The sequence below is a fragment of the Kribbella sp. NPDC049584 genome (genome assembly GCF_040675555.1).
Classification (GTDB): domain Bacteria; phylum Actinomycetota; class Actinomycetes; order Propionibacteriales; family Kribbellaceae; genus Kribbella.
In genome coordinates this window covers 192,101-210,566 of the sequence record NZ_JBFAPF010000005.1, presented here as the reverse complement: position 1 = coordinate 210,566, position 18,466 = coordinate 192,101, and the positions used below count along the sequence as shown (strand labels likewise).

Here is an 18,466-nt window from a genome sequence, read left to right as displayed (position 1 = left end):
ACTGCAACCACCAGGAGCCTGAGCTATGTACCCGATCACCTACATCACCGACTGTCATGACGGCAACGCCCGCGCCAGACTCAGCACCCGGATCGGCGCCCTGTTCGGCCAGTCGCCGACCATCGTCGCCGCCGACGGGCCCGATCCGGAGTCGTTCGCCGCACTGACCCTGCTCGACTGCCTCCTCGCCACCGCGTCCCTGGGCGAGGACGGCCAACCGACGATCACGCTGCTCAACATCGCGCCGCGCGACGGCGTCTGGCCGAACGGCGTACCGTTCTGCTTCTTCTGGCACGGCAAGCACCTGATAGCGAGCACCTTCAACGCCCGAGCACTCTCTTTGGTACGCCGTGGGCTCGGCATCAGCCATGTCTACGTCACGGATATCCGCGAGGCCGTGACCGCGGCCGGATTCGCACCGGGCGAGATCGAGAAGATCGCCGGCACGCAGTTCCGCAGCCTTTGGTACCTGCCGTTGCTGGCGAAATGGGTCGCCGACGGTCGCGCCGTACCCGCCGTCGAGACCGCCATCCCGGAAACCCGCGACGAGGACCCGGTCGTTGCCGTGGTCGACAACTTCGGCAACTGCAAGCTCGACCGCGATCTCGGACTCACCCCCGGCGAGGTCGTGACTGTTGCCCAGGGCAAGGACGTGACCTGCTACCCACACCTGACCGCCGTACCGCGGAACACGCCCGGCCTCATCCAGGGCAGCTCCGGCGCCGGTTTCACCGAGCTGGTGATCCGCGGTGGCTCCGCGGCCGCCGCCTTCGGTCTGCGGCCAGGCGATCCGTTGTCCGTGCAGGTCGCCGAGCAGGTGGCCTGACTACGGTTCGAGCCGGAGCCCGCCGAGCTGGTCGAAGGCGCGATCCAGCGTCTCGAGGTACTTCGGGAGCGGACCGTCGACCTCCAACTGCTGGTACGTCGCCAGCACGACACCGACGACCGCCCCGGCCCAGGCCCGGACGGCGATGTCGTCGGGGGCCCGGCCGGTGCGTTCTGCTGCGAGGGAGGCCAGCAGGTCGATGCCTTCGTAGAGCTGGTCGAGCATCCGCACACGCAGTTCGGAAGCATTCATCACCAGCCGCTGCCGTTCGGCCTCGAGCGCCCACTCGTCCTCGGTCAGGGTGTCGAGGCTCTGCCGGATCGAGGCACGGAGTGCCTCGGTCGGACTCAGTTCGGCCGGCTGATTGCGGAACAGCTCGATCATCATCGGGTCGAGCCGGTCGAGGACGATCGTGTCCTCCTTGGTCGGGAAGTACCGGAAGAACGTCGCCGGCGAGATCTCGGCCGCGGCGGCGATCTCCTGCACGGTCGTCTCGGCGTACCCCTGGTCCCGGAACAGCCGCAGGGCATGCTCCTGGATCGCCGCCCTGGTCTTGGCCTTCTTCCGTTCCCGCAGCCCGCTCATGCTCCGATTGTGACAACTTCCTGGTCGGCAACCGCGGTACGGCGTGGCAGAAAGGCGAGCGCGAGCCCGATCGAGGCCACCGCGAGCCCACTGCAGGCCCACAGCGTCACGTCCATGCCGTTGACGAACGCCGCTTGCGCCGAGCGCGTCAAGCCGGGCGAGCCGATCGCGATCGCGGCCGATGCGCTGTCGCGGGCCACGTCCGCGGCCGCGGGCGGCAGTCCGCTGACGTCGAGATGACTCCGGTACGCCGCGTTGAGCACCGTCCCGAGGATCGCCACCCCGAGCGTTCCGCCGACCTGCCGGGACGCCTGGATCAGCGCGGACCCGGACCCGCTCCGCTCGATCGGCAAGGCCGCCAGCGCCAACCCGTTCATCGGCGGCAAGGTGAATCCGATGCTGACCCCAACCAGGCTCACCCAGACCGCGGTGAATCCGTAGCCATCGCCGACGTTCGTGAACGCCCCGATCACCAACCCGGCCAGCATCAACGAGAACCCGATCACCACGGTCACCCGCGCTCCGACCCGCTCGAGCAGCCGCTCGGCCACCTTCGCGCCGATCAGCATCCCACCGATGATCGGCAGCAACCTCAGCCCGGCCTGGAACGCGTCCGCGCCCTGTACAGCCTGGAACAACTGCGGCAACACGAACAGCAACCCCACCAAGGCGAACGAGGCCAGCGTCGCGAGCACAGTCCCCCAAGTGAACCCCGGCGACCTGAACAACTTCAGGTCGATCAACGGATCCGCCGTACGCCGGGCCCACGCCCAGAACGCGGTCAGGAACACCACTCCGCCCGCGATCCCGCCGAGTGCCCACGCCGAACCCCACCCGTGTTCTCCAGCCGCGATGAAGCCGTAGGTCAGCGCGACCAGCCCGGCCGCGGTGAGAAGAATCCCCGGCACATCGATCCGCCGCGATCGGTGACCGGCCATCGCCGGGATCAGCAGGGCCACTGCAACTAGTCCGATGGCAACTAGTGGCAGGTTGATCAGGAAGATCGAGCCCCAGCGGTAGTGATCCAGCAACCAGCCGCCGAGCAGCGGACCGAGCGGGATTCCGATCGAGTTCGCCATCAGCCAGATCGTCATCGCCCGCTGCCGCTCCTCCGGGGCGAACAGCAGGTTGAGCAACGACATCGACAGCGGGATCAGGAACGCCGATCCGACGCCGAGTGCCGCGCGAGCCGCGATCAGCTGGCCCGGCGTGGTCGCGAACGCGCAGGCCGCCGACGCCAGCCCGAAGACGACGAGCGCGCCGAGCATCAGCCGCTTCGGCCCGAACCGGTCGCCGAGCAGGCCGGCCGGGAGCAGCAGCGAGGCGAGCACCAGCGTGTAGGCGTTCGCGAACCACTGGAGCTGACTGGTCGACGCCTTCAGATCGGTGGCCAGCGTCGGCAGCGCGACGTTCAGCACGGTCAGGTCCAGCCCGATCACGATCAGGCTGATGGACATCGCACCCAGCGCCCACCACCGGCGCGGGTCGAGGGTCGTTGCGGTCATGACAAGACACCTTTCTGAGATCAACTCTAATTTGAGAGTAGATCTCAGAATTATCCGATGTCTAGCCCCGCCCAGCCGCCAGACCGGTCAGCACATGCTCGAGACTCCGCGCGAACAGCCGGTCGAACCGGTCGGCCGCATGCGGCGTCTCGGCCTCGATCATCATCCGGCTCAAGTGCGGGTAGTCGCCGCTCCCGATGACCTGTTCGGCGTACTGCTGCGACTGCTTGGTCAGCCAGCCCGCCATCGTCGACCCCGCCTCACGCTCGGTCAGCTCCTCCATCGCGTGACCGCGAACGAAGGTCAGCAAGGTCGCCGCCTGCGCCAGCACCTCGTCGGCATCCAGCCCCGGTACGTCGACGGCGGCGTACGTCGTCTCGAGCCAGGCCAGCATGTTCGGGCCGAGGACGGGCCTGGTCGCGGGGAGTCGGACGAGCCAGGGATGACGCAGCATGATGGCTCGCTGAGCGTGGGCGACCGCCGCCAGGTCGACACGCCAGTCGCCGGTCGGAACCGGCGGCCGGCCATCAGCCATCGCCCGGTCGACCATCAGGTCGAAGAGCTCGTCCTTACCGTCGACGTACCGGTAGAGCGAGGTCGTGCCGGTGCCGAGCTCGGTCGCGACGCGCCGCATCGACACCGCCGCGAGCCCTTCGGCGTCCGCGACCCGGACGGCGGCCGCGGCGATCTCCTCGCGACTGTGCGCCGGCCGCGGCCCGCGGGCGGCGCGCTCCGGGCGGAGCCAGATCGGTGGTCGGTCCATGGGCAGGAGTTTACTGCGCACGCTGTTCGCAGTACGGTTACTGCGTACGGTGTGCCCGTGTTTTGGGGAGGACGGATGTATCGCAAGGGGGCTGTGGTGTCGGCCGACGGCACGACGATCGGCTTCCGGCAATTCGGAAGCGGGCCGGGGGTGATCCTGCTGCACGGGTCGATGCTCGCCGCGCAAGACTTCGTGAAGCTCGCCGAAGCGCTGGCGGACGACTTCACCGTCACCGTGCCGGACCGCCGAGGACGCGGTCTGAGCGGTCCACATGGCGTCGACTACGCGATCGAGCGCGAGGTCGAGGACCTGCAGGCGCTGCTGAAGGAGACCGGAGCGTCGCGGGTCTTCGGCCTGAGTTCGGGTGCGCTGATCGGCCTTCGTACGGCGCGCGTGACGCCGGCCATCGAGAAGCTCGCGCTCTACGAGCCGCCGCTGTCCATCGACGGTTCGGTCCCGGTCGACTGGGTGCCGCGGTATCGCCGCGAGCTCGCCGACGGCAGGATCGCGGCGGCGCTGGTGAGCGTGCTCAAAGGTCTCGAAGCGGATCGGGTGTTCCGCACGCTCCCGCGGTTCGTCCTCGTCCCGCCGATGAACCTCGTCTTCCGGTTCCAGCGCAAGGCCAAGGGCGACGACGTACCGATCCCGGACCTTGTCCCGACGATGTCCGCCGATATGCAGCTCGTCGCGCAACTCGCGGACACGACCGACGACTACGCGACGATCGCCGCCGACGTTCTCCTGCTCGGGGGATCGCGCAGCCCGACGTACTTCGGGCGCGCGTTGGAGGCACTGACCGGCGTACTGCCCCACTCGAAACGGGTCACGATCCCGAAGCTCGACCACTCCGGCCCCACGGACGACGGCGGCCCGGCGGAGGTCGCTCAGTCCCTACGCACCTTCTTCGCCTGACACGACGCGTCAGATGTCGAAAACGGCGTGGGGGGTGGCGATCTCGACGGGGCCGGAGAACGTACGGCGGGCGTTCTCGGCCTGGGTGACGCGGTCGTACCACGGTGGGACGTGGGTGATCACAAGCCGTTTCACGGCGGCCTTCTTCGCATGCTCGCCCGCATCCGCCGGCGTCAGGTGCAGGTCGATCGGGTTGTGCGGGTCGTTGTCCGGCAGCGCCGCTTCGGACAGCAGCACGTCGGCGCCGCGGGCGAGGTCGACCAACGCCTCGTTCGGCCCGGTGTCGCCGGTGTAGACGAGCGACTTGTTGCCATGCTCAACGCGGATCGCGTACGCCGGCACCGGATGCACCATCGGCGCGGTCCTGATCGTGAACGGCCCGACGGTCTGAACTTCCTGCCAGGCATGGAAGTCCAGTTGCTCCTCCATCCCGGGATCGAGCGGCAGGTCGTAGGCGAGCGCCATCCGCTGCGCCGTCCCGGGTGGGCCGAAGACGGGGATCCGCGGGATCGGCGCGCCCGGCGCGTACTTCGCCGCGACGTACAGCCCACACAGATCCATGCAGTGGTCGGGATGCAGGTGGGACAGGCCGATCGCCCCGATCTCCGGCACGGCGAGGTGCCGCTGGAGCGAACCGAGCGCACCGCTGCCGAGATCCAGGATCAGGTTGAACCCGTCGGCAGTGACCAGATAGCTCGAGGCGGCCGAGTCCGGCCCGGGCACGGACCCGGAGCAACCGATCACGGTGAGCTTCATACCTGGAACACTACCGGCGAGTTCCGACGTTTGCAGGCAGCGCCGACGCGTCGATCCGCCTGCCACACAGGCGTTCCGCGATTGACCGATGCCGCCGACAACATCCGGGTGCGACCCAGGTCACACTTCAGCGAACCCAGGCGAACTGGTCGACGCTGGACAGCACCGGCCCGAGGAACCGCGAGCCGATCGCCGCGAACTCGTCCGGGCTGCCGGTCGTGACGAAGCGGTGCTGCGGAGCCGGCAGGTCGTCCGGGCGGAGCAGGCCCGTTTTCGTCAGCACGCTGTAGACGTCCTTGGCGCATTCGTCCGCGCTGCTGACCAGGGTGACGTTGTCGCCCATCACGTACGAGATCACGCCGGTGAGCAGCGGGTAGTGCGTGCAGCCGAGGATCAGCGTGTCGACGCCGGCCTCGACCATCGGGTCGAGGTACTCGTGCGCGGCCTCGATCAGTTCGGGCCCGGACGTCACGCCGGCCTCGACGAACGGCACGAACTTCGGGCACGCCTGCGTGAACAGTTCGATCTGCGGCGCCGCGGCGAAACCGTCTTCATAGGCAAGCGATTGAGCTGTTGCCCTGGTGCAGATCACGCCGACACGCTGATTGCGCGTCGCGGCAACGGCTCGCCGGGCCGCGGGCAGGATCACCTCGACGACCGGTACGTCGTACCGCTCGCGGGCGTCACGCAGCATCGCGGCGCTGGCGGAGTTGCACGCGATGACGAGCATCTTCACACCTGCCTCGACCAGGTGATCGAGGCACTCGAGCGCGTACTCACGCACCTCGGCGATCGGCTTCGGACCGTACGGCTGGCGGGCCGTGTCGCCGAGATACAGGATCGGTTCGTGCGGCAACTGATCGAGAACCGCGCGGGCGACGGTGAGTCCCCCGAAGCCTGAATCGAAGATCCCCACCGGTGCGTCTGCCACGGGTGAAAGCTTATACAGGTCCGCGGACGGGCAGACCCGAAGGGAGCCTTACCTAACCTCACCAGAAGACACGCCGAGGTTATCCACATCTTTACGTTATGGAATTGCCTTTTCGCGTGATGCGCGCCACTCTGGAGCGATGTTTGTTCGACCGCCCCTCGTGACGCCATGAACCTGGCGCACCACTTCGCGGTGGTACTGGGCACCGCACCAACTCCACAGCCTGACCACGTGACCGCCGCAGGACAGGCGGCCAACCAGGCCTCGGATTCGAACACGAGCACTGCCGCAGACGTGCTGACGGCCATCGGGCCGACCGGCATGCTGCTGCTGCTCCTGATGGCGGCGTTCGCGCTGTACGTCGTCTCACTGTCCCTGCACCCGAACGCGAAATGCGGCCGCTGCAAGGGTGCCGGCCGGCACCACGGCAGCGTCTTCAGCTACGCCCAACGCCCGTGCAACAGCTGCAAGGGCCGCGGTATCCAGCCCCGACTGGGCCGCAGGCTCTTCTTCAAACAACAGTAGGCAGACATGACGTAATTGCCTGAGGCAACACTCAGGCCCAGAGCTGGCCTTCGAGGCGGTCTTCGGCCTCGTCGATCGTGCCCTCGTAGGCGCCGGTCGACAGGTACTTCCAGCCGCCGTCCGCGACCACGAACGCGATGTCCGCGGTCTCGCCGTCACGCACGCACTTGGCCGCCTGGCCGAGCGCGGCGTGCAGGATCGCGCCGGTCGAGATACCCGCGAAGATGCCTTCGTTGTCGAGCAGCTCGCGCACCCGGCGGACGGCGTCGCGCGGGCCGACCGAGAAGCGGGCGTCGATCAGCGTCTCGTCGTACAGCTCGGGGACGAAACCCTCGTCGAGGTTGCGCAGGCCGTAGACGAGTTCGCCGTACCGCGGCTCGGCGGCGACGATCTTCACCTCGGGCTTGTGCTCGCGGAAAAACCGGCCGGCGCCCATCAGCGTGCCGGTCGTGCCGAGGCCGGCGACGAAGTGCGTCACCGACGGCAGGTCCGCGAGGATCTCGCGCGCGGTGCCGTCGTAGTGGGCGAGGGCGTTCGACGGGTTGCCGTACTGGTACAGCATCACCCAGTCCGGGTGGTCCTCCGCGACCTGCTTCGCGACCCGGACAGCCTCGTTGGATCCGCCCGCGGCCGGCGACGAGATGATCTCGACGCCCCACATCCGCAGGATCTGGCGGCGCTCCTCGGAGGTGTTCTCCGGCATCACGCAGACCATCCGGTAGCCGCGTAGTTTGGCGGCCATCGCCAGCGAGATCCCGGTGTTGCCCGACGTCGGCTCGAGGATCGTGTTGCCCGGGCGGAGGCGGCCGTCCTTCTCCGCGTCCAGCAGCATCCGCAGCGCGGCCCGGTCCTTGATCGAGCCGGTCGGGTTGTGGTCCTCGAGCTTGGCCCACAGGCGGACGTCACCCGACGGCGAGAGCTTCGGGAGGCCGACCAGCGGGGTGCCGCCGACCGAGTCGAGCAGGCTGTCGAAGCGCATCGTCAGACCGTGCTCGTGGAGCCGCCGGCCACCGCCGGCAGCACGACGACCACGTCGCCGTCCTTGACCTCGGTCTTCAGGCCACCGGTGAACCGGACGTCCTCGTCGTTCACGTAGACGTTCACGAACCGGCGCAGTTCCTCCGGCTCGCCCTCCACGATGCGCTCCTTGAGGCCCGGGTGGTTGCCGTTCACGTTGTCGATGAACTCGGCCAGGGTCGCGCCGTCGCCGTCGACCGCCTTCGCGCCGCCGGTGTAGGTGCGCAGGATCGTCGGCACGCGCAGCTCGATCGCCATCTCAGTCTTCTCCTTCAGGGCCATTCGCAATAGACACTGCTGTATAGGAACCAACCACGCGTACTTCTTCTTCCGTGACCTCGCCGTCGACGATCCGGTACGAGCGGAACTCGACCGGTCCGTCGTACGCCGGGGAGTCCGCACCGTCGCGCGTCGACACCAGCACGTAGTGGGCGCCCGGCTCCTGGGCGAGGTTGATGTCGGTCCGCGACGGGTACGCCTCGGTAGCGGTGTGCGAGTGGTAGATCACCACCGGCTCCTCGTCCCGCTCGCCCATCTCCTTGTACAGCCGGAGCAGGTCCCCGGAGTCGAACTCGTAGAACGTCGGCGACATCGCCGCGTTCAGCATCGGGATGAACCGGGTGGCCCGATCCGATCCCTCCGCCCCCGCAACCACACCGCACGCCTCGTCCGGATGATCCTTCCGGGCATGCGCGACGATCGCGTCGTACGTCTGTTTCTCGATGACCAGCACGACTCCACGGTACGGCGACCGCGTGACCGACCCTGCCAACCGCGAAGTCGGTCCACGATGCGGACAGCGTGTTACCAGCGGTCGTGGATCTGGGGGCGGATCAGCTCGTCGTAGGTGGCGCGGACGGCGGTCAGTTGGTCCTCGGTGAGAGGGGCGAGGGTGGCAGCGGAGATGTTGCCGGCCACCTGTTCGGGGTTGCGGGCGCCGGGGATGACGACCGAGACGCCGGGCTGGTCGAGGATCCAGCGGAGGGCGAACTGGGCCATCGTGGCACCGGCCGGGAGCCATGGCATCAGGCGTCGGACGGCTTCCAGGCCGGTCGCGAAGTCGACCCCGGAGAAGGTCTCGCCGACGTCGAAGGCCTCGCCGTGGCGGTTGTACGTGCGGTGGTCGTCGGCCGAGAACGTGGTGTGCTCGTCGTACTTGCCGGAGAGCAGACCGCTCGCCAGCGGAACGCGGGCGATGATGCCGACGCCGGCCGCCTGCGCTGCGGGGAGCACCTCGTCGAGCGGCTTCAGGCGGAACGCGTTCAGGATGATCTGCACCGACGCGACGTTCGGCCGCGCGATCGCGGTCAGGGCCTCGGCGCAGGTCTCGACGCTCACGCCGTACGCCGCGATGCGGCCCTCCTCGACCATCGAGTCGAGCGCGTCGAACACCTCGTCGTTCGAGTACACGGGCGTCGGCGGGCAGTGGAGCTGGACCAGGTCGATCGTGTCCACGCCGAGGTTCTGGCGGGAGCGGTCGTTCCACGCCCGGAAGTTGTCCAGGGTGTAGTTCTCCGGCACCTGCTCGACCCGGCGGCCCATCTTCGTCGCAACGGTCAGCCCGTCGTGTGACTTCAGCACCTGGCCGACGAGGCGCTCGCTGCGCCCATCGCCGTACACATCGGCGGTGTCGATGAACGTGACGCCGCCCTCGATCGCCGCCTGCAGTACGCCGAGCGCGTCGCTCTCGTCCACCGCGCCCCAGTCCGCGCCCAACTGCCACGCACCGAGCCCGACCACGCCCACGTCCCGACCGGTCCGTCCAAGCCTCCGCGTCTCCATGAGCGCAACCCTAAGCACTCACGCTGACCGCCAATTCGCCGCCCTCCATGTCCTCTATAACCTCCAGCGCGGTAGCCAACGTCTCGCTCATGATGAGATCACGGTGCGTCTCCACGGCAGCGGCCGTCGACGGGTCAGCGGTCACCGTCAGCCGGACCCGATCCGTCACCTCGAACCCGGCGTCCCGCCGCGCCTGCTGGATCGCGCGCACGACGTCCCGCGCGACACCCTCCGCTTCCAGATCGGGTGTGACCGTCGTGTCGAGTACGACGAACCCGCCGCCCGGCAGCAACGCGCTCGCCTCGTGCCCGTCGGCGAGCGTGGTCTCCAGCGTGTACTCGCCGTCCCGCAATTCGATGCCGCCAGCAACTACTACGCCGTCGGCGGAAACCGACCAGTCGCCGCTCTTCGATGCCTTGATCACCTGCTGTACGTCGCGACCGAGCCGCGGGCCGGCTGCGCGCGCATTCACCGTCAACTGCTGCGAGACCGGCGCATCGACCGCATCAACCGAGGTCAGTACGACGTCCCGGACGTTGACCTCGGCGGCGATCAACGGCACCAGGGCCCGCAGGTCAGCGGACGTCGCCACGGTGAGCTTGAGCAGCGGCTGCCGAGCCCGGATCCCGCTCGCCTTCCGGATCGACGACGCCACCGAACACACCTCACGGGCGCGCTCCATCCGCTCAACCAGCTCCGGATCGGCCGGGAGTTCGGCGTACGACGGCCAGTCGGTCAGATGCACCGACCGTTCCCCGGTCAGCCCGCGCCAGATGTCCTCGGTCACCAGCGGGAGAAGCGGCGCCGCCGTACGGCACAGGACCTCGAGGGCGGTGTAGAGCGTGTTGATCGCGTCCTGCGAGCCGGACCAGAAGCGGTCCCGGGAGCGGCGGATGTACCAGTTGGTCAGAACCTCGGTGTAGCTCTGGACTGCGTCACAGGCCGACGCGATGTCGTAGCGGTCGAGATGGGTCTGGACGTCGACGACGAGCGTGCGGAGGCCCGCGAGGAGGTAGCGGTCCAGGACGTGCGGCGACGTCGTCGACCACCTGCCGGACACGCCGGCGGCGTTGGCGTAGAGCGTGAAGAAGGACCAGGCGTTCCACAGCGGGATCAGGGTTTGGCGGACGCCGTCGCGGATGGCCTGCTCGGTGACGACGAGGTTGCCGCCGCGCAGGATCGGGCTCGACATCAGGAACCACCGCATCGCGTCGGCGCCGTCGCGGTCGAAGACCTCGGTGACGTCCGGGTAGTTCCGCAGCGACTTGCTCATCTTCTGCCCGTCGTTGCCGAGCACGATCCCGTGACTCAGGCAGGACCGGAACGCCGGCCGGTCGAACAACGCCGTCGCCAGCACGTGCATCGTGTAGAACCAGCCGCGCGTCTGCCCGATGTACTCGACGATGAAGTCGCCCGGGAAATGCTCCTCGAACCAGTCGGTGTTCTCGAACGGGTAGTGCACCTGCGCGAAACTCATCGACCCCGAGTCGAACCACACGTCCAGCACATCCGGCACCCGCCGCATCGTCGACCGGCCGGTCGGGTCGTCCGGGTTCGGCCGGGTCAGCTCGTCGACGTACGGGCGATGCAGATCGCGGACCTCCACCCCGAAGTCCCGCTCCAGCTCCTCGATCGAGCCGTAGACGTCGATCCGCGGGTACGCCGGATCGTCCGAGCGCCAGACCGGGATCGGCGAGCCCCAGAACCGGTTCCGGCTGATCGACCAGTCACGCGCGTTCGACAGCCACTTGCCGAACTGCCCGTGCTTGACGTGCTCCGGCACCCAGGTGATCTGCTCGTTCAGCTCGACCATCCGGTCGCGGATCCGGGTCACCTCGACGAACCAGCTCGAGACCGCCTTGTAGATCAGCGGATTCCGGCACCGCCAGCAGTGCGGGTAGCTGTGCACGATGCTGTCCTCGCGCACCAGGGCCCCGGTGGCGCGCAGGTCGCGGATGATCGGCCGGTTCGCCTCGAAGACATGCAGACCTTGGTACGGCGGAACGACCGCGGTGAAATGCGCCGCGTCGTCGACGGTCAGCACCGTGGGGATCCCGACGGCGTCGCAGGCCAGCTGGTCCTCCTCGCCGTACGCCGGTGCCATGTGTACGACGCCCGTGCCGTCGTCGGTCGTCACGTGGTCGGCCGCGATCACCTGGAAGGCGTTGTCGGTCCCGGCGAGGAAGTCGAACAGCGGGGTGTAGTGAAGGCCGATCAGGTCCGTGCCCTTCAGGCGCCGGACGACGTCGGCGTACCCATAGGCAGCCAACCGAGCCTCAGCGAGAATCGTCTCCCGGCCGTCAACCAGAACAACCGCGTAGTCGACGTCCGGCCCCACAGCCATCGCCAGATTGCTGGGCAGCGTCCAAGGCGTCGTCGTCCAGGCCAGCAGCCGCTCACCCGTCTCGAGCTCGACGGCGACCGTGACCGACGGGTCCTGGCGCGGTTGGTAGACGTCGTCGTCCATCCGCAGTTCGTGGTTGGACAGCGGCGTCTCGTCGTTCCAGCAGTACGGGAGGACGCGCAGCCCTTCGTACACCAGGCCTTTGTCGTAGAGGGTCTTGAACGCCCAGATCACCGACTCCATGTAGTCGGGGTTGAGCGTCTTGTAGTCGTGCTCGAAGTCGACCCATCGCGCCTGGCGAGTCACATACGAACGCCACTCGTCCGTGTACTTCAGCACTGACGCGCGACAGGCATCGTTGAACTTCGCGATGCCCAACTGCAGGATCTCCGCCTTCGTCTTCAGCCCGAGCACCCGCTGGGCCTCCAGCTCGGCCGGCAGCCCGTGCGTGTCCCACCCGAACCGCCGCTCGACCCGGTGCCCGCGCATCGTCTGGTACCGCGGCACGACGTCCTTCACGTACCCGGTCAGCAGGTGCCCGTAGTGCGGCAACCCGTTGGCAAACGGCGGCCCGTCGTAAAAGACGAACTCATCCTCACCTTTCAGCGACGCCCGAAAAGTCCCGTCCCCCTCCCAGTACTCGAGCACCCCACGCTCAATCCCAGGAAAGTCCGGCGCCCCAACCCTCGGATAGCTCACCTAGCGCATGTTATGCAGCAACGCCGATTGGAGGTATCCGAGCCAGTCGTAGAGGTCGTAGGTGAGGCGGCGGGGGTCGTCGTCGGGGAGTTTCTCCCAGGTGGAGTAGTCCTCCTCGTCCTTGATGTCGAGGCGAGTGCCGATCGCCAGCCTCAGGTCGTTCAACGCGCGGAGCCACGAGAGCTGCTCGTCGGGCTCCAGCGCGATCTCGTCGGCGCCGGACTCCTCGAGGGCCGACAGGACCCGTTTCGCGTCGGTGACCTTGCCCTCGCGCAGGCCGCGCTCGGTGAAGCGGCGGAACTCGGCCGAGGCCAGATCATCGGTCTTGTAGGCGTCCGGCAGCAGGCGCTGCAGTACGACGTCCTCCGGCGGCGAGGTCGGCCCGTCCGACTCCAGCAGCGCCGCGAGCGGGTCCGACGATTCGGCGGAGCGCGGCGGCAGGCCGTCGTACAGGAGCTCGACGAGGTTGCGGAGCAGGTTCGCCAGGATGTCCGCCTCGTGTTCGGCAAAGCTGACGACGACGGTCTTGCGGCGCTTGCGGAACCGGGTCACGACTTCTCGCAGGTGGCCCACAGGCCGTAGGAGTGCATGGCTTCCACGTCGCGTTCCATCGCTTCCCGGTTGCCGTTCGAGACCGCGGACTTGCCTTCCTGGTGCACCTGCAGCATCAGCTTCTCCGCCTTCTGCTTGGAGTAGCCGAAGTACGTCTGGAACACGAACGTGACGTAGTCCATCAAGTTCACCGGATCGTTCCAGACGATCGTCATCCAGGGCGGGCTCAGCTGGATCGCCTCCGTGACCTCGGGGCTGTCCAACTCGCTCGGTGCGGTGCTCACCTGTCCATTCTCCCCATCATCGGTCCGAGTCTCGCAATAGGCTGCCCTTGTGACAGACACCGCGCCCTACTCGACGGCGCTCCTCACGGACCACTACGAGCTGACGATGCTGCAGGCCAGCCTGGCCGACGGCACGGCGCAACGCCGCTCGGTCTTCGAGCTGTTCGCCCGCCGCCTGCCGGACGGCCGCCGGTACGGCGTGGTGGCCGGCGTGAACCGGCTGCTCGACGCGCTCGAGCGGTTCCGTTTCGACGAGCAGACGATCGCCTTCCTGGCCGATCGCGGCGTCGTTGACCAGGCTACCCGGGACTGGCTGGCGGACTACCGGTTCACCGGCGACATCTCCGGCTACGCCGACGGCGAGATCTTCTTCCCGGGCTCCCCGGTCCTGGTGGTCGAGTCCTCGTTCGCCGAGGCAGTGCTCCTGGAAACCGTTTTCCTGTCGATCCTGAACCACGATTCGGCGGTCGCCTCGGCGGCGTCGCGGATGACCTGGTGGGCCGGCGGTCGGCCCTGTATCGAGATGGGCTCGCGGCGTACCCACGAAGAGGCCGCGGTCGCGTCGGCCCTGGCGGCGTACATCGCCGGCTTCACCGCGACCTCGAACCTCGAGGCAGCCCGCAGGTACGGCATCCCCAGCACCGGTACGGCGGCGCACTCGTTCACGCTGCTGCACGACCGCGAGCGGGACGCGTTCCGGTCGCAGGTCGAAGCGCTCGGCAAGGGAACCACACTGCTGGTCGACACGTACGACGTCGCGGAGGCGGTCCGGACCGCGATCGAGCTGACCGGGCCCGACCTGGGCGCGGTCCGGCTGGACTCGGGCGACCTGCCCTCGCTGGCCGGTCAGGTCCGTGAGCTGCTCGACTCGCTCGGCGCGACCAAGACCCGGATCATCGTGACCAGCGACCTGGACGAGTTCCAGATCGCCGCGCTGGCCCCGGCGGCCGTCGACGGGTACGGCGTGGGTACGTCGCTGGTCACCGGCTCGGGGTACCCGACCTGTGGCTTCGTGTACAAGCTGGTCGCCCGTGAGGACGAGAGCGGCACGCTGGTCCCCGTGGCGAAGAAGAGCCCGGACAAGATCTCGATCGGCGGCCGGAAATGGGCGCTGCGGCGCCGGTCGGCGGCCGGGGTCGCGGAGATCGAGCTGATCGGGGTCGGCGAGCAGCCGGTCGACGACGGCGACGACCGCGTGCTGCTGAAGCCGCTGGTCGAGGCCGGGAAGATCATCGGCCGGACCACGCCGGCGGAGTCGCAGGCGTTCCATCAGAAGGTCCGCGACGAGCTCCCCCGCTCGGCCAGCCAGCTGAGCCGCGGCGAGCCGGCCATCCCGACCGAGTACGAAGGCGACTACGACGCCCGCAACCCCTTCCTTCCCCGGAGCCATACATGAGCGCGGACCAGTGGTCACCGGATGCTCCCGCTGACGGGGCCGACGTACTGATCGCGTTGCGGTTCGCGGATCGGAACGCGCGGAAGGCGGTGGCCGAGGAGCTGGCCGGGACCGGCCTGCACACCGGGCAGGAGCTGGTGCTGGCGAAGCTGCTGCACCACGGCTCGCTCCCGGTCGCGCGGCTGGCGAAGGTGCTCGACGTCGAGGTTCCGACCGCGACCAAGACCACCCAGCGGATGGAGGCCGCCGGCCTTGTACGCCGGGTGAAGAGCGCGAGCGACGCCCGCCAGGTCGGCATCGAGCTGACCGAGCGTGGCGTCGAGCTCGCCTACACCGTCCAGGAGGTCTACGACCGTGCAGGTCGCCGGGCGCTGGCGCACCTCACCGCCGAGGACCGCCGTATCCTCCGCAACCTCCTCTGGACCATCGGCTCGACCCTCGAGGACGCCACCCAGCTCTAGCCCCGCGGCAGGAACGTGTCGAGGTACTCGTTCCGGAACTTCCCGGCCGGGTCGTACTTCGCCGCCAGCTCGATGAAATCCTTCACCTTCGGGTAGCGCTCGGCCAGGGTCGCGGCATCGGCAGCGAAGACCTTGCCCCAGTGCGGTCGTACGTCGAGGGAGGCGAGTCCCTCCTCGATCGCCGCAACGACCGGGCGGACGGCGGCCTCGTCCTGGATCCAGGTGAAATGCAGCGCGACGGTGTCACGGCCCTGGCTCGGGCTCAGCCACAGTTCGTCGGCCGCGATCGTCCGTACCTCGGACACCTGGATCACCGGCGCAAACTGGTTGCCCAGGGCCCGCAGTACCTCGAACGCCTCGGCCGCCCGCTCGCGCGGTACGAAGTACTCCGACTGCAGCTCGTCGCCGTTGCTCGGGGTGAACTCGAGCCGGAAGTGCGGGAGCCGCTCGTTCCACGGACCCGGTACGCCGCCCTGCTGGGTCGCGTAGTCGGCCGGCATCACCTTGATCGGGTGCCGCGGCCCGTCCGCGAGCCGGGCGCCCAGCCACTCGGGCGCGGGCTCGCTGAGATCACGCGACTTCCGCCAGACCATCACATCCGGGTCGACCCAGTCGGTGAACGCGCTGACGCTGTACGCGCTCCCCATCACCTCGGCGAAGTCCGACCCGAGTCGCTCCACCGGCAACCCGTCGTACACCACCTGGCTGATCTGGTACGACGGTTGTACGTCGAGCGTCATGCTCACCGTCACGCCGAGAGCGCCGAGCGAGACGATCGAGCCGGCGAAATCCTCGTCATCGCGGGTCAGCGTGACAAGCTCGCCACGAGCGTCCACGAACGTGATCGCGCTGACCGCATCGGCCAGGGGCCCGTTCCCGTCCCCGGACCCGTGCGTGCCGGTCGAGCAGGCGCCCGCCACCGAGATGTGCGGCAGCGATCCGAGGTTGTGCAGCGCGAGCCCCTGGGCCTGCAGGGCAGCTGTGATCTCGCCGTACCGCAGGCCGGCCGAGACGGTCACGCCGCGCTCGCCGACCTCGACGGTCGCGGGCAGATCCTGCACGCTCACCAGCGTGCCGGTGCTGTCGGCGATGCGGTTGAACGAGTGCCCGGTGCCGAGCACGCGCACCTTCTCCGCCGCCGCGACCAGCTCCTGCAGTTCCTCGACGGACCGAGGCCGCTGCAGTTCACTGGCGAATCTGACGTTGCCGGCCCAGTTGGTCACGCTGCTCATGGCGTCAGCCTCGCACACGCGGACACTCACGAATCCGGCAGTTCCAGCTTCTGGTCAGAGCGCCGTGATTTCATGTGCCCGATGTACGCCTTCCTGGTCGCCGCGTTCTGGTTCGTCGTCTTCGCGGTCAGCTTCCTGCGGGACCGGCGGCTGTTCAAGAACGGGATCTTCCTGGTCCTGGCGCTGATGTTCGCGGGGATCGGGATGATCTTCGTCGTCGACGCGTTCAACGGCACCGCGGCCCGCTGGCTGGTGGTGGCAATCCTCGGCCTCATCCCGCTGGCGATCGCGGTCCTCGCGGTGTTCCTGGTCGTCAACGGCATCACGATGCTCCGCCGGGAAGGCCGTCGCCTGACGAACCTGCTGTCGCTGCTCGCGGGACTGGGCATCATCGGGTTCGTCGTGTTCAGCGTGGCGGTGCAGAAGATCGGCTGGGAGCCGCTGGCGGCGCTGCGCTCGGCGCTGATCGGGGTGCTGACCTACATCGCGTTCCTGTTCGTCTGCTTCCTGGTGTACGCGTTCGTCTACAGCCGGGTCCGCTCGTCCCGGAAGGTCGACTTCGTGATCGTGCTCGGCGCCGGCCTGCGCGGCTCGCGGGTCCCGCCGCTGCTCGCGAGCCGGCTGGACCGCGGCAAGCAGGTGTACGACCGTGCGCTGCGCAGGGGCCGTCCGCCGATGATGATCACATCCGGTGGGCAGGGTCCCGACGAGGACGTGCCCGAGTCGCACGCGATGGCGTCGTACCTGATCGAGCGTGGCGTCCCGGACGAACGGATCCTGCGCGAGGACCGGTCGACCACCACGCTGGAAAACCTGACGTTCAGCCGGGCCCTGATGGTCGCGCGGTCGCCGAAGTACCGCTGCCTGATCGTGACGAACAACTTCCACGCGTTCCGCGCTGCGATGACGGCGCGCAAGGCGAAGGTCAACGGCCAGGTGATCGGCTCCCCCACCGCGGCGTACTACTGGCCGACGGCAACGATCCGCGAGTTCGTCGCGATCCTGGTCAGCCATCCGTACCTGAACGGCGGCATCTGCGTGCTGATCGCCGCGGCGGCTATCGCGCAGCACGTCCAACTGTCCAGCTAACGCAGCATCAGTACGGCGGCGACTACGCCGGCGACCACGATCAGCACCCGGAGCACCGTGGCCGGGAGCCTGCGGCCGATGTGGGCGCCGACGTACCCGCCGACGATGGATCCGGCCGCCAGCAGGCCGCTCGCGGTCAGGTTGAGGTCGGCGATGAAGACGAAGATGATGCTCGCGACGAGGTTCGCCGCGAGCAGCGCGAGTGTCTTGAGGCCGTTGACGATCCGTAGCTCCAGGTCGAGCCCGAGCCCGAGGACTGCCATCATCATCACGCCGGCTCCCGCGCCGAAGTAGCCGCCGTACACGCCCGTCAGCGCGGTGAACAGGATCGTTGCCGGTGACATCGATCGCCGCAGCCCGTGCGGGTGGCCGGACCGGGAGCGCAGCCAACGGGAGATCCAGGGCTGGACACCGACAATCAGGCAGGTGAACAGGATCAGCCAAGGCGCTGCCGCCGCGAACACGCGCGACGGCAACGCCAGCAGCAGCGCAGCGCCACCGACCGCGCCGACGGCACAGATGACCACGACGGCAATCGTCTGGTGGCGCGGCACCTCACGCAGCTCGCGCCGGTATCCGAACGCGCCACTGAGTGCGCCCGGTAACAGCCCGAGAGTGTTCGACGCGTTGGCGACCACAGGCGGGATCCCCAGCGCGATCAGCACCGGAAAGCTCAGCAACGATGCGACACCGACGGTCGAGGTCAGGATGCCTGCACCAAGCCCGGCGGCAATCACCGCCAAGTGCTCCGCGCCCGTCATGCCGACCACCCAATCACACGTCGAGCGGCCGGACGGTACGGCGGTA

Annotated in this window: 20 protein-coding genes; 6 read left to right on the top strand and 14 right to left on the bottom strand. The window is 68.3% G+C overall.

The genetic code is table 11. From position 1 onward, the window contains the following. Nucleotides 1-25 precede the first annotated feature (25 nt). Nucleotides 26-826, top strand: a complete 801-nt coding sequence (locus AB0J62_RS19835; RefSeq protein WP_363872603.1) for an SAM hydroxide adenosyltransferase — start codon at nt 26-28, stop codon at nt 824-826. Here the strand turns inward: AB0J62_RS19835 and AB0J62_RS19830 are convergent, their stop codons facing one another. From AB0J62_RS19830 to AB0J62_RS19820, 3 genes are all read right to left on the bottom strand, one after another. Then, nucleotides 827-1,411 carry a TetR family transcriptional regulator gene (locus AB0J62_RS19830; RefSeq protein ID WP_363872600.1) on the bottom strand — a complete coding sequence of 195 codons (585 nt, stop codon included), beginning with the start codon at nt 1,409-1,411 and terminating at the stop codon, nt 827-829. Next, complete coding sequence (locus AB0J62_RS19825) at nt 1,408-2,916, bottom strand: DHA2 family efflux MFS transporter permease subunit (RefSeq protein WP_363872597.1); 1,509 nt, start codon at nt 2,914-2,916, stop codon at nt 1,408-1,410. Before AB0J62_RS19825 ends, AB0J62_RS19830 begins: the two co-directional genes overlap by 4 nt. 61 nt (nt 2,917-2,977) lie before the next feature. Next, a complete protein-coding gene (locus tag AB0J62_RS19820) occupies nt 2,978-3,679 on the bottom strand; it encodes a TetR/AcrR family transcriptional regulator (RefSeq protein WP_363872593.1) in 702 nt (233 codons plus the stop codon). Between the two features lie 75 nt (nt 3,680-3,754). Between AB0J62_RS19820 and AB0J62_RS19815 the strand changes: the two genes are divergently transcribed. Then, nucleotides 3,755-4,591: an alpha/beta hydrolase gene (locus tag AB0J62_RS19815; protein WP_363872590.1), complete on the top strand. Its 837-nt coding sequence runs from the start codon at nt 3,755-3,757 to the stop codon at nt 4,589-4,591. Between the two features lie 9 nt (nt 4,592-4,600). Here the strand turns inward: AB0J62_RS19815 and AB0J62_RS19810 are convergent, their stop codons facing one another. Together AB0J62_RS19810 and murI are read right to left on the bottom strand one after the other, a co-directional pair. After that, a complete protein-coding gene (locus AB0J62_RS19810) occupies nt 4,601-5,347 on the bottom strand; it encodes an MBL fold metallo-hydrolase (protein WP_363872587.1) in 747 nt (248 codons plus the stop codon). Nucleotides 5,348-5,474: 127 nt separating this feature from the next. After that, complete coding sequence (gene murI, locus AB0J62_RS19805) at nt 5,475-6,278, bottom strand: glutamate racemase (protein ID WP_363872584.1); 804 nt, start codon at nt 6,276-6,278, stop codon at nt 5,475-5,477. A gap of 231 nt (nt 6,279-6,509) precedes the next feature. On the opposite strand from murI, the gene AB0J62_RS19800 reads away from it, so the two are divergent. Then, on the top strand, nt 6,510-6,803 hold the full coding sequence (locus AB0J62_RS19800; RefSeq protein WP_363872581.1) for a hypothetical protein: 294 nt from the start codon (nt 6,510-6,512) through the stop codon (nt 6,801-6,803). A 31-nt stretch (nt 6,804-6,834) separates the two neighbouring features. On the opposite strand, the gene AB0J62_RS19795 is transcribed toward AB0J62_RS19800, so the two are convergent. The 7 genes from AB0J62_RS19795 to clpS form a co-directional block, all read right to left on the bottom strand. After that, a complete protein-coding gene (locus AB0J62_RS19795; RefSeq protein WP_134104826.1) occupies nt 6,835-7,782 on the bottom strand; it encodes a cysteine synthase family protein in 948 nt (315 codons plus the stop codon). 2 nt (nt 7,783-7,784) lie between these two features. Further along, nucleotides 7,785-8,078: a MoaD/ThiS family protein gene (locus AB0J62_RS19790; RefSeq protein WP_363872577.1), complete on the bottom strand. Its 294-nt coding sequence runs from the start codon at nt 8,076-8,078 to the stop codon at nt 7,785-7,787. Nucleotide 8,079: 1 nt separating this feature from the next. Then, the gene (locus AB0J62_RS19785; protein ID WP_363872574.1) at nt 8,080-8,553 is read right to left on the bottom strand and encodes a M67 family metallopeptidase; all 474 of its coding nucleotides are present in this window, start codon (nt 8,551-8,553) and stop codon (nt 8,080-8,082) included. Between the two features lie 71 nt (nt 8,554-8,624). Next, nucleotides 8,625-9,602 carry an aldo/keto reductase gene (locus tag AB0J62_RS19780; protein ID WP_363872571.1) on the bottom strand — a complete coding sequence of 326 codons (978 nt, stop codon included), beginning with the start codon at nt 9,600-9,602 and terminating at the stop codon, nt 8,625-8,627. 10 nt (nt 9,603-9,612) lie between these two features. Next, nucleotides 9,613-12,645, bottom strand: coding sequence for an isoleucine--tRNA ligase (gene ileS / locus AB0J62_RS19775; RefSeq protein ID WP_363872567.1), 3,033 nt, complete (start codon nt 12,643-12,645; stop codon nt 9,613-9,615). Beyond that, nucleotides 12,646-13,197 carry a DUF2017 domain-containing protein gene (locus AB0J62_RS19770; RefSeq protein ID WP_134104838.1) on the bottom strand — a complete coding sequence of 184 codons (552 nt, stop codon included), beginning with the start codon at nt 13,195-13,197 and terminating at the stop codon, nt 12,646-12,648. After that, nucleotides 13,194-13,481, bottom strand: coding sequence for an ATP-dependent Clp protease adapter ClpS (gene clpS / locus AB0J62_RS19765; RefSeq protein ID WP_130444963.1), 288 nt, complete (start codon nt 13,479-13,481; stop codon nt 13,194-13,196). Before clpS ends, AB0J62_RS19770 begins: the two co-directional genes overlap by 4 nt. A 106-nt stretch (nt 13,482-13,587) precedes the next feature. Here clpS and AB0J62_RS19760 point away from each other — a divergent pair, with 106 nt between their 5' ends. Then, nucleotides 13,588-14,877: a nicotinate phosphoribosyltransferase gene (locus AB0J62_RS19760; RefSeq protein ID WP_363873497.1), complete on the top strand. Its 1,290-nt coding sequence runs from the start codon at nt 13,588-13,590 to the stop codon at nt 14,875-14,877. Next, entirely contained in the window at nt 14,874-15,338 is a 465-nt protein-coding gene (locus AB0J62_RS19755; protein WP_363872562.1) for a MarR family transcriptional regulator, read from the top strand. The genes AB0J62_RS19760 and AB0J62_RS19755 overlap by 4 nt, the downstream gene beginning before the upstream one ends. Here the strand turns inward: AB0J62_RS19755 and AB0J62_RS19750 are convergent. Next, nucleotides 15,335-16,570 carry a D-arabinono-1,4-lactone oxidase gene (locus tag AB0J62_RS19750; protein WP_363872558.1) on the bottom strand — a complete coding sequence of 412 codons (1,236 nt, stop codon included), beginning with the start codon at nt 16,568-16,570 and terminating at the stop codon, nt 15,335-15,337. The two genes, AB0J62_RS19755 and AB0J62_RS19750, sit on opposite strands and share 4 nt — an antisense overlap. Before the next feature lie 81 nt (nt 16,571-16,651). Between AB0J62_RS19750 and AB0J62_RS19745 the strand changes: the two genes are divergently transcribed. Then, a complete protein-coding gene (locus tag AB0J62_RS19745; RefSeq protein ID WP_363872555.1) occupies nt 16,652-17,659 on the top strand; it encodes an ElyC/SanA/YdcF family protein in 1,008 nt (335 codons plus the stop codon). Here the strand turns inward: AB0J62_RS19745 and AB0J62_RS19740 are convergent. Then, complete coding sequence (locus tag AB0J62_RS19740; protein WP_363872552.1) at nt 17,656-18,420, bottom strand: sulfite exporter TauE/SafE family protein; 765 nt, start codon at nt 18,418-18,420, stop codon at nt 17,656-17,658. The genes AB0J62_RS19745 and AB0J62_RS19740 overlap by 4 nt on opposite strands. Nucleotides 18,421-18,466 lie beyond the last annotated feature (46 nt).

What these genes read in the sequence shown, in the direction of transcription:
- AB0J62_RS19835 (WP_363872603.1), top strand. Translation starts at nt 26, where the DNA reads ATGTACCCGATCACCTACATCACCGACTGTCATGACGGCAACGCCCGC.
- AB0J62_RS19830 (WP_363872600.1), bottom strand. Translation starts at nt 1,411, where the DNA reads ATGAGCGGGCTGCGGGAACGGAAGAAGGCCAAGACCAGGGCGGCGATC.
- AB0J62_RS19825 (WP_363872597.1), bottom strand. Translation starts at nt 2,916, where the DNA reads ATGACCGCAACGACCCTCGACCCGCGCCGGTGGTGGGCGCTGGGTGCG.
- AB0J62_RS19820 (WP_363872593.1), bottom strand. Translation starts at nt 3,679, where the DNA reads ATGGACCGACCACCGATCTGGCTCCGCCCGGAGCGCGCCGCCCGCGGG.
- AB0J62_RS19815 (WP_363872590.1), top strand. Translation starts at nt 3,755, where the DNA reads ATGTATCGCAAGGGGGCTGTGGTGTCGGCCGACGGCACGACGATCGGC.
- AB0J62_RS19810 (WP_363872587.1), bottom strand. Translation starts at nt 5,347, where the DNA reads ATGAAGCTCACCGTGATCGGTTGCTCCGGGTCCGTGCCCGGGCCGGAC.
- AB0J62_RS19795 (WP_134104826.1), bottom strand. Translation starts at nt 7,782, where the DNA reads ATGCGCTTCGACAGCCTGCTCGACTCGGTCGGCGGCACCCCGCTGGTC.
- AB0J62_RS19790 (WP_363872577.1), bottom strand. Translation starts at nt 8,078, where the DNA reads ATGGCGATCGAGCTGCGCGTGCCGACGATCCTGCGCACCTACACCGGC.
- AB0J62_RS19780 (WP_363872571.1), bottom strand. Translation starts at nt 9,602, where the DNA reads ATGGAGACGCGGAGGCTTGGACGGACCGGTCGGGACGTGGGCGTGGTC.
- AB0J62_RS19760 (WP_363873497.1), top strand. Translation starts at nt 13,588, where the DNA reads ATGCTGCAGGCCAGCCTGGCCGACGGCACGGCGCAACGCCGCTCGGTC.
- AB0J62_RS19755 (WP_363872562.1), top strand. Translation starts at nt 14,874, where the DNA reads ATGAGCGCGGACCAGTGGTCACCGGATGCTCCCGCTGACGGGGCCGAC.
- AB0J62_RS19750 (WP_363872558.1), bottom strand. Translation starts at nt 16,570, where the DNA reads ATGAGCAGCGTGACCAACTGGGCCGGCAACGTCAGATTCGCCAGTGAA.
- AB0J62_RS19745 (WP_363872555.1), top strand. Translation starts at nt 16,652, where the DNA reads ATGTACGCCTTCCTGGTCGCCGCGTTCTGGTTCGTCGTCTTCGCGGTC.
- AB0J62_RS19740 (WP_363872552.1), bottom strand. Translation starts at nt 18,420, where the DNA reads ATGACGGGCGCGGAGCACTTGGCGGTGATTGCCGCCGGGCTTGGTGCA.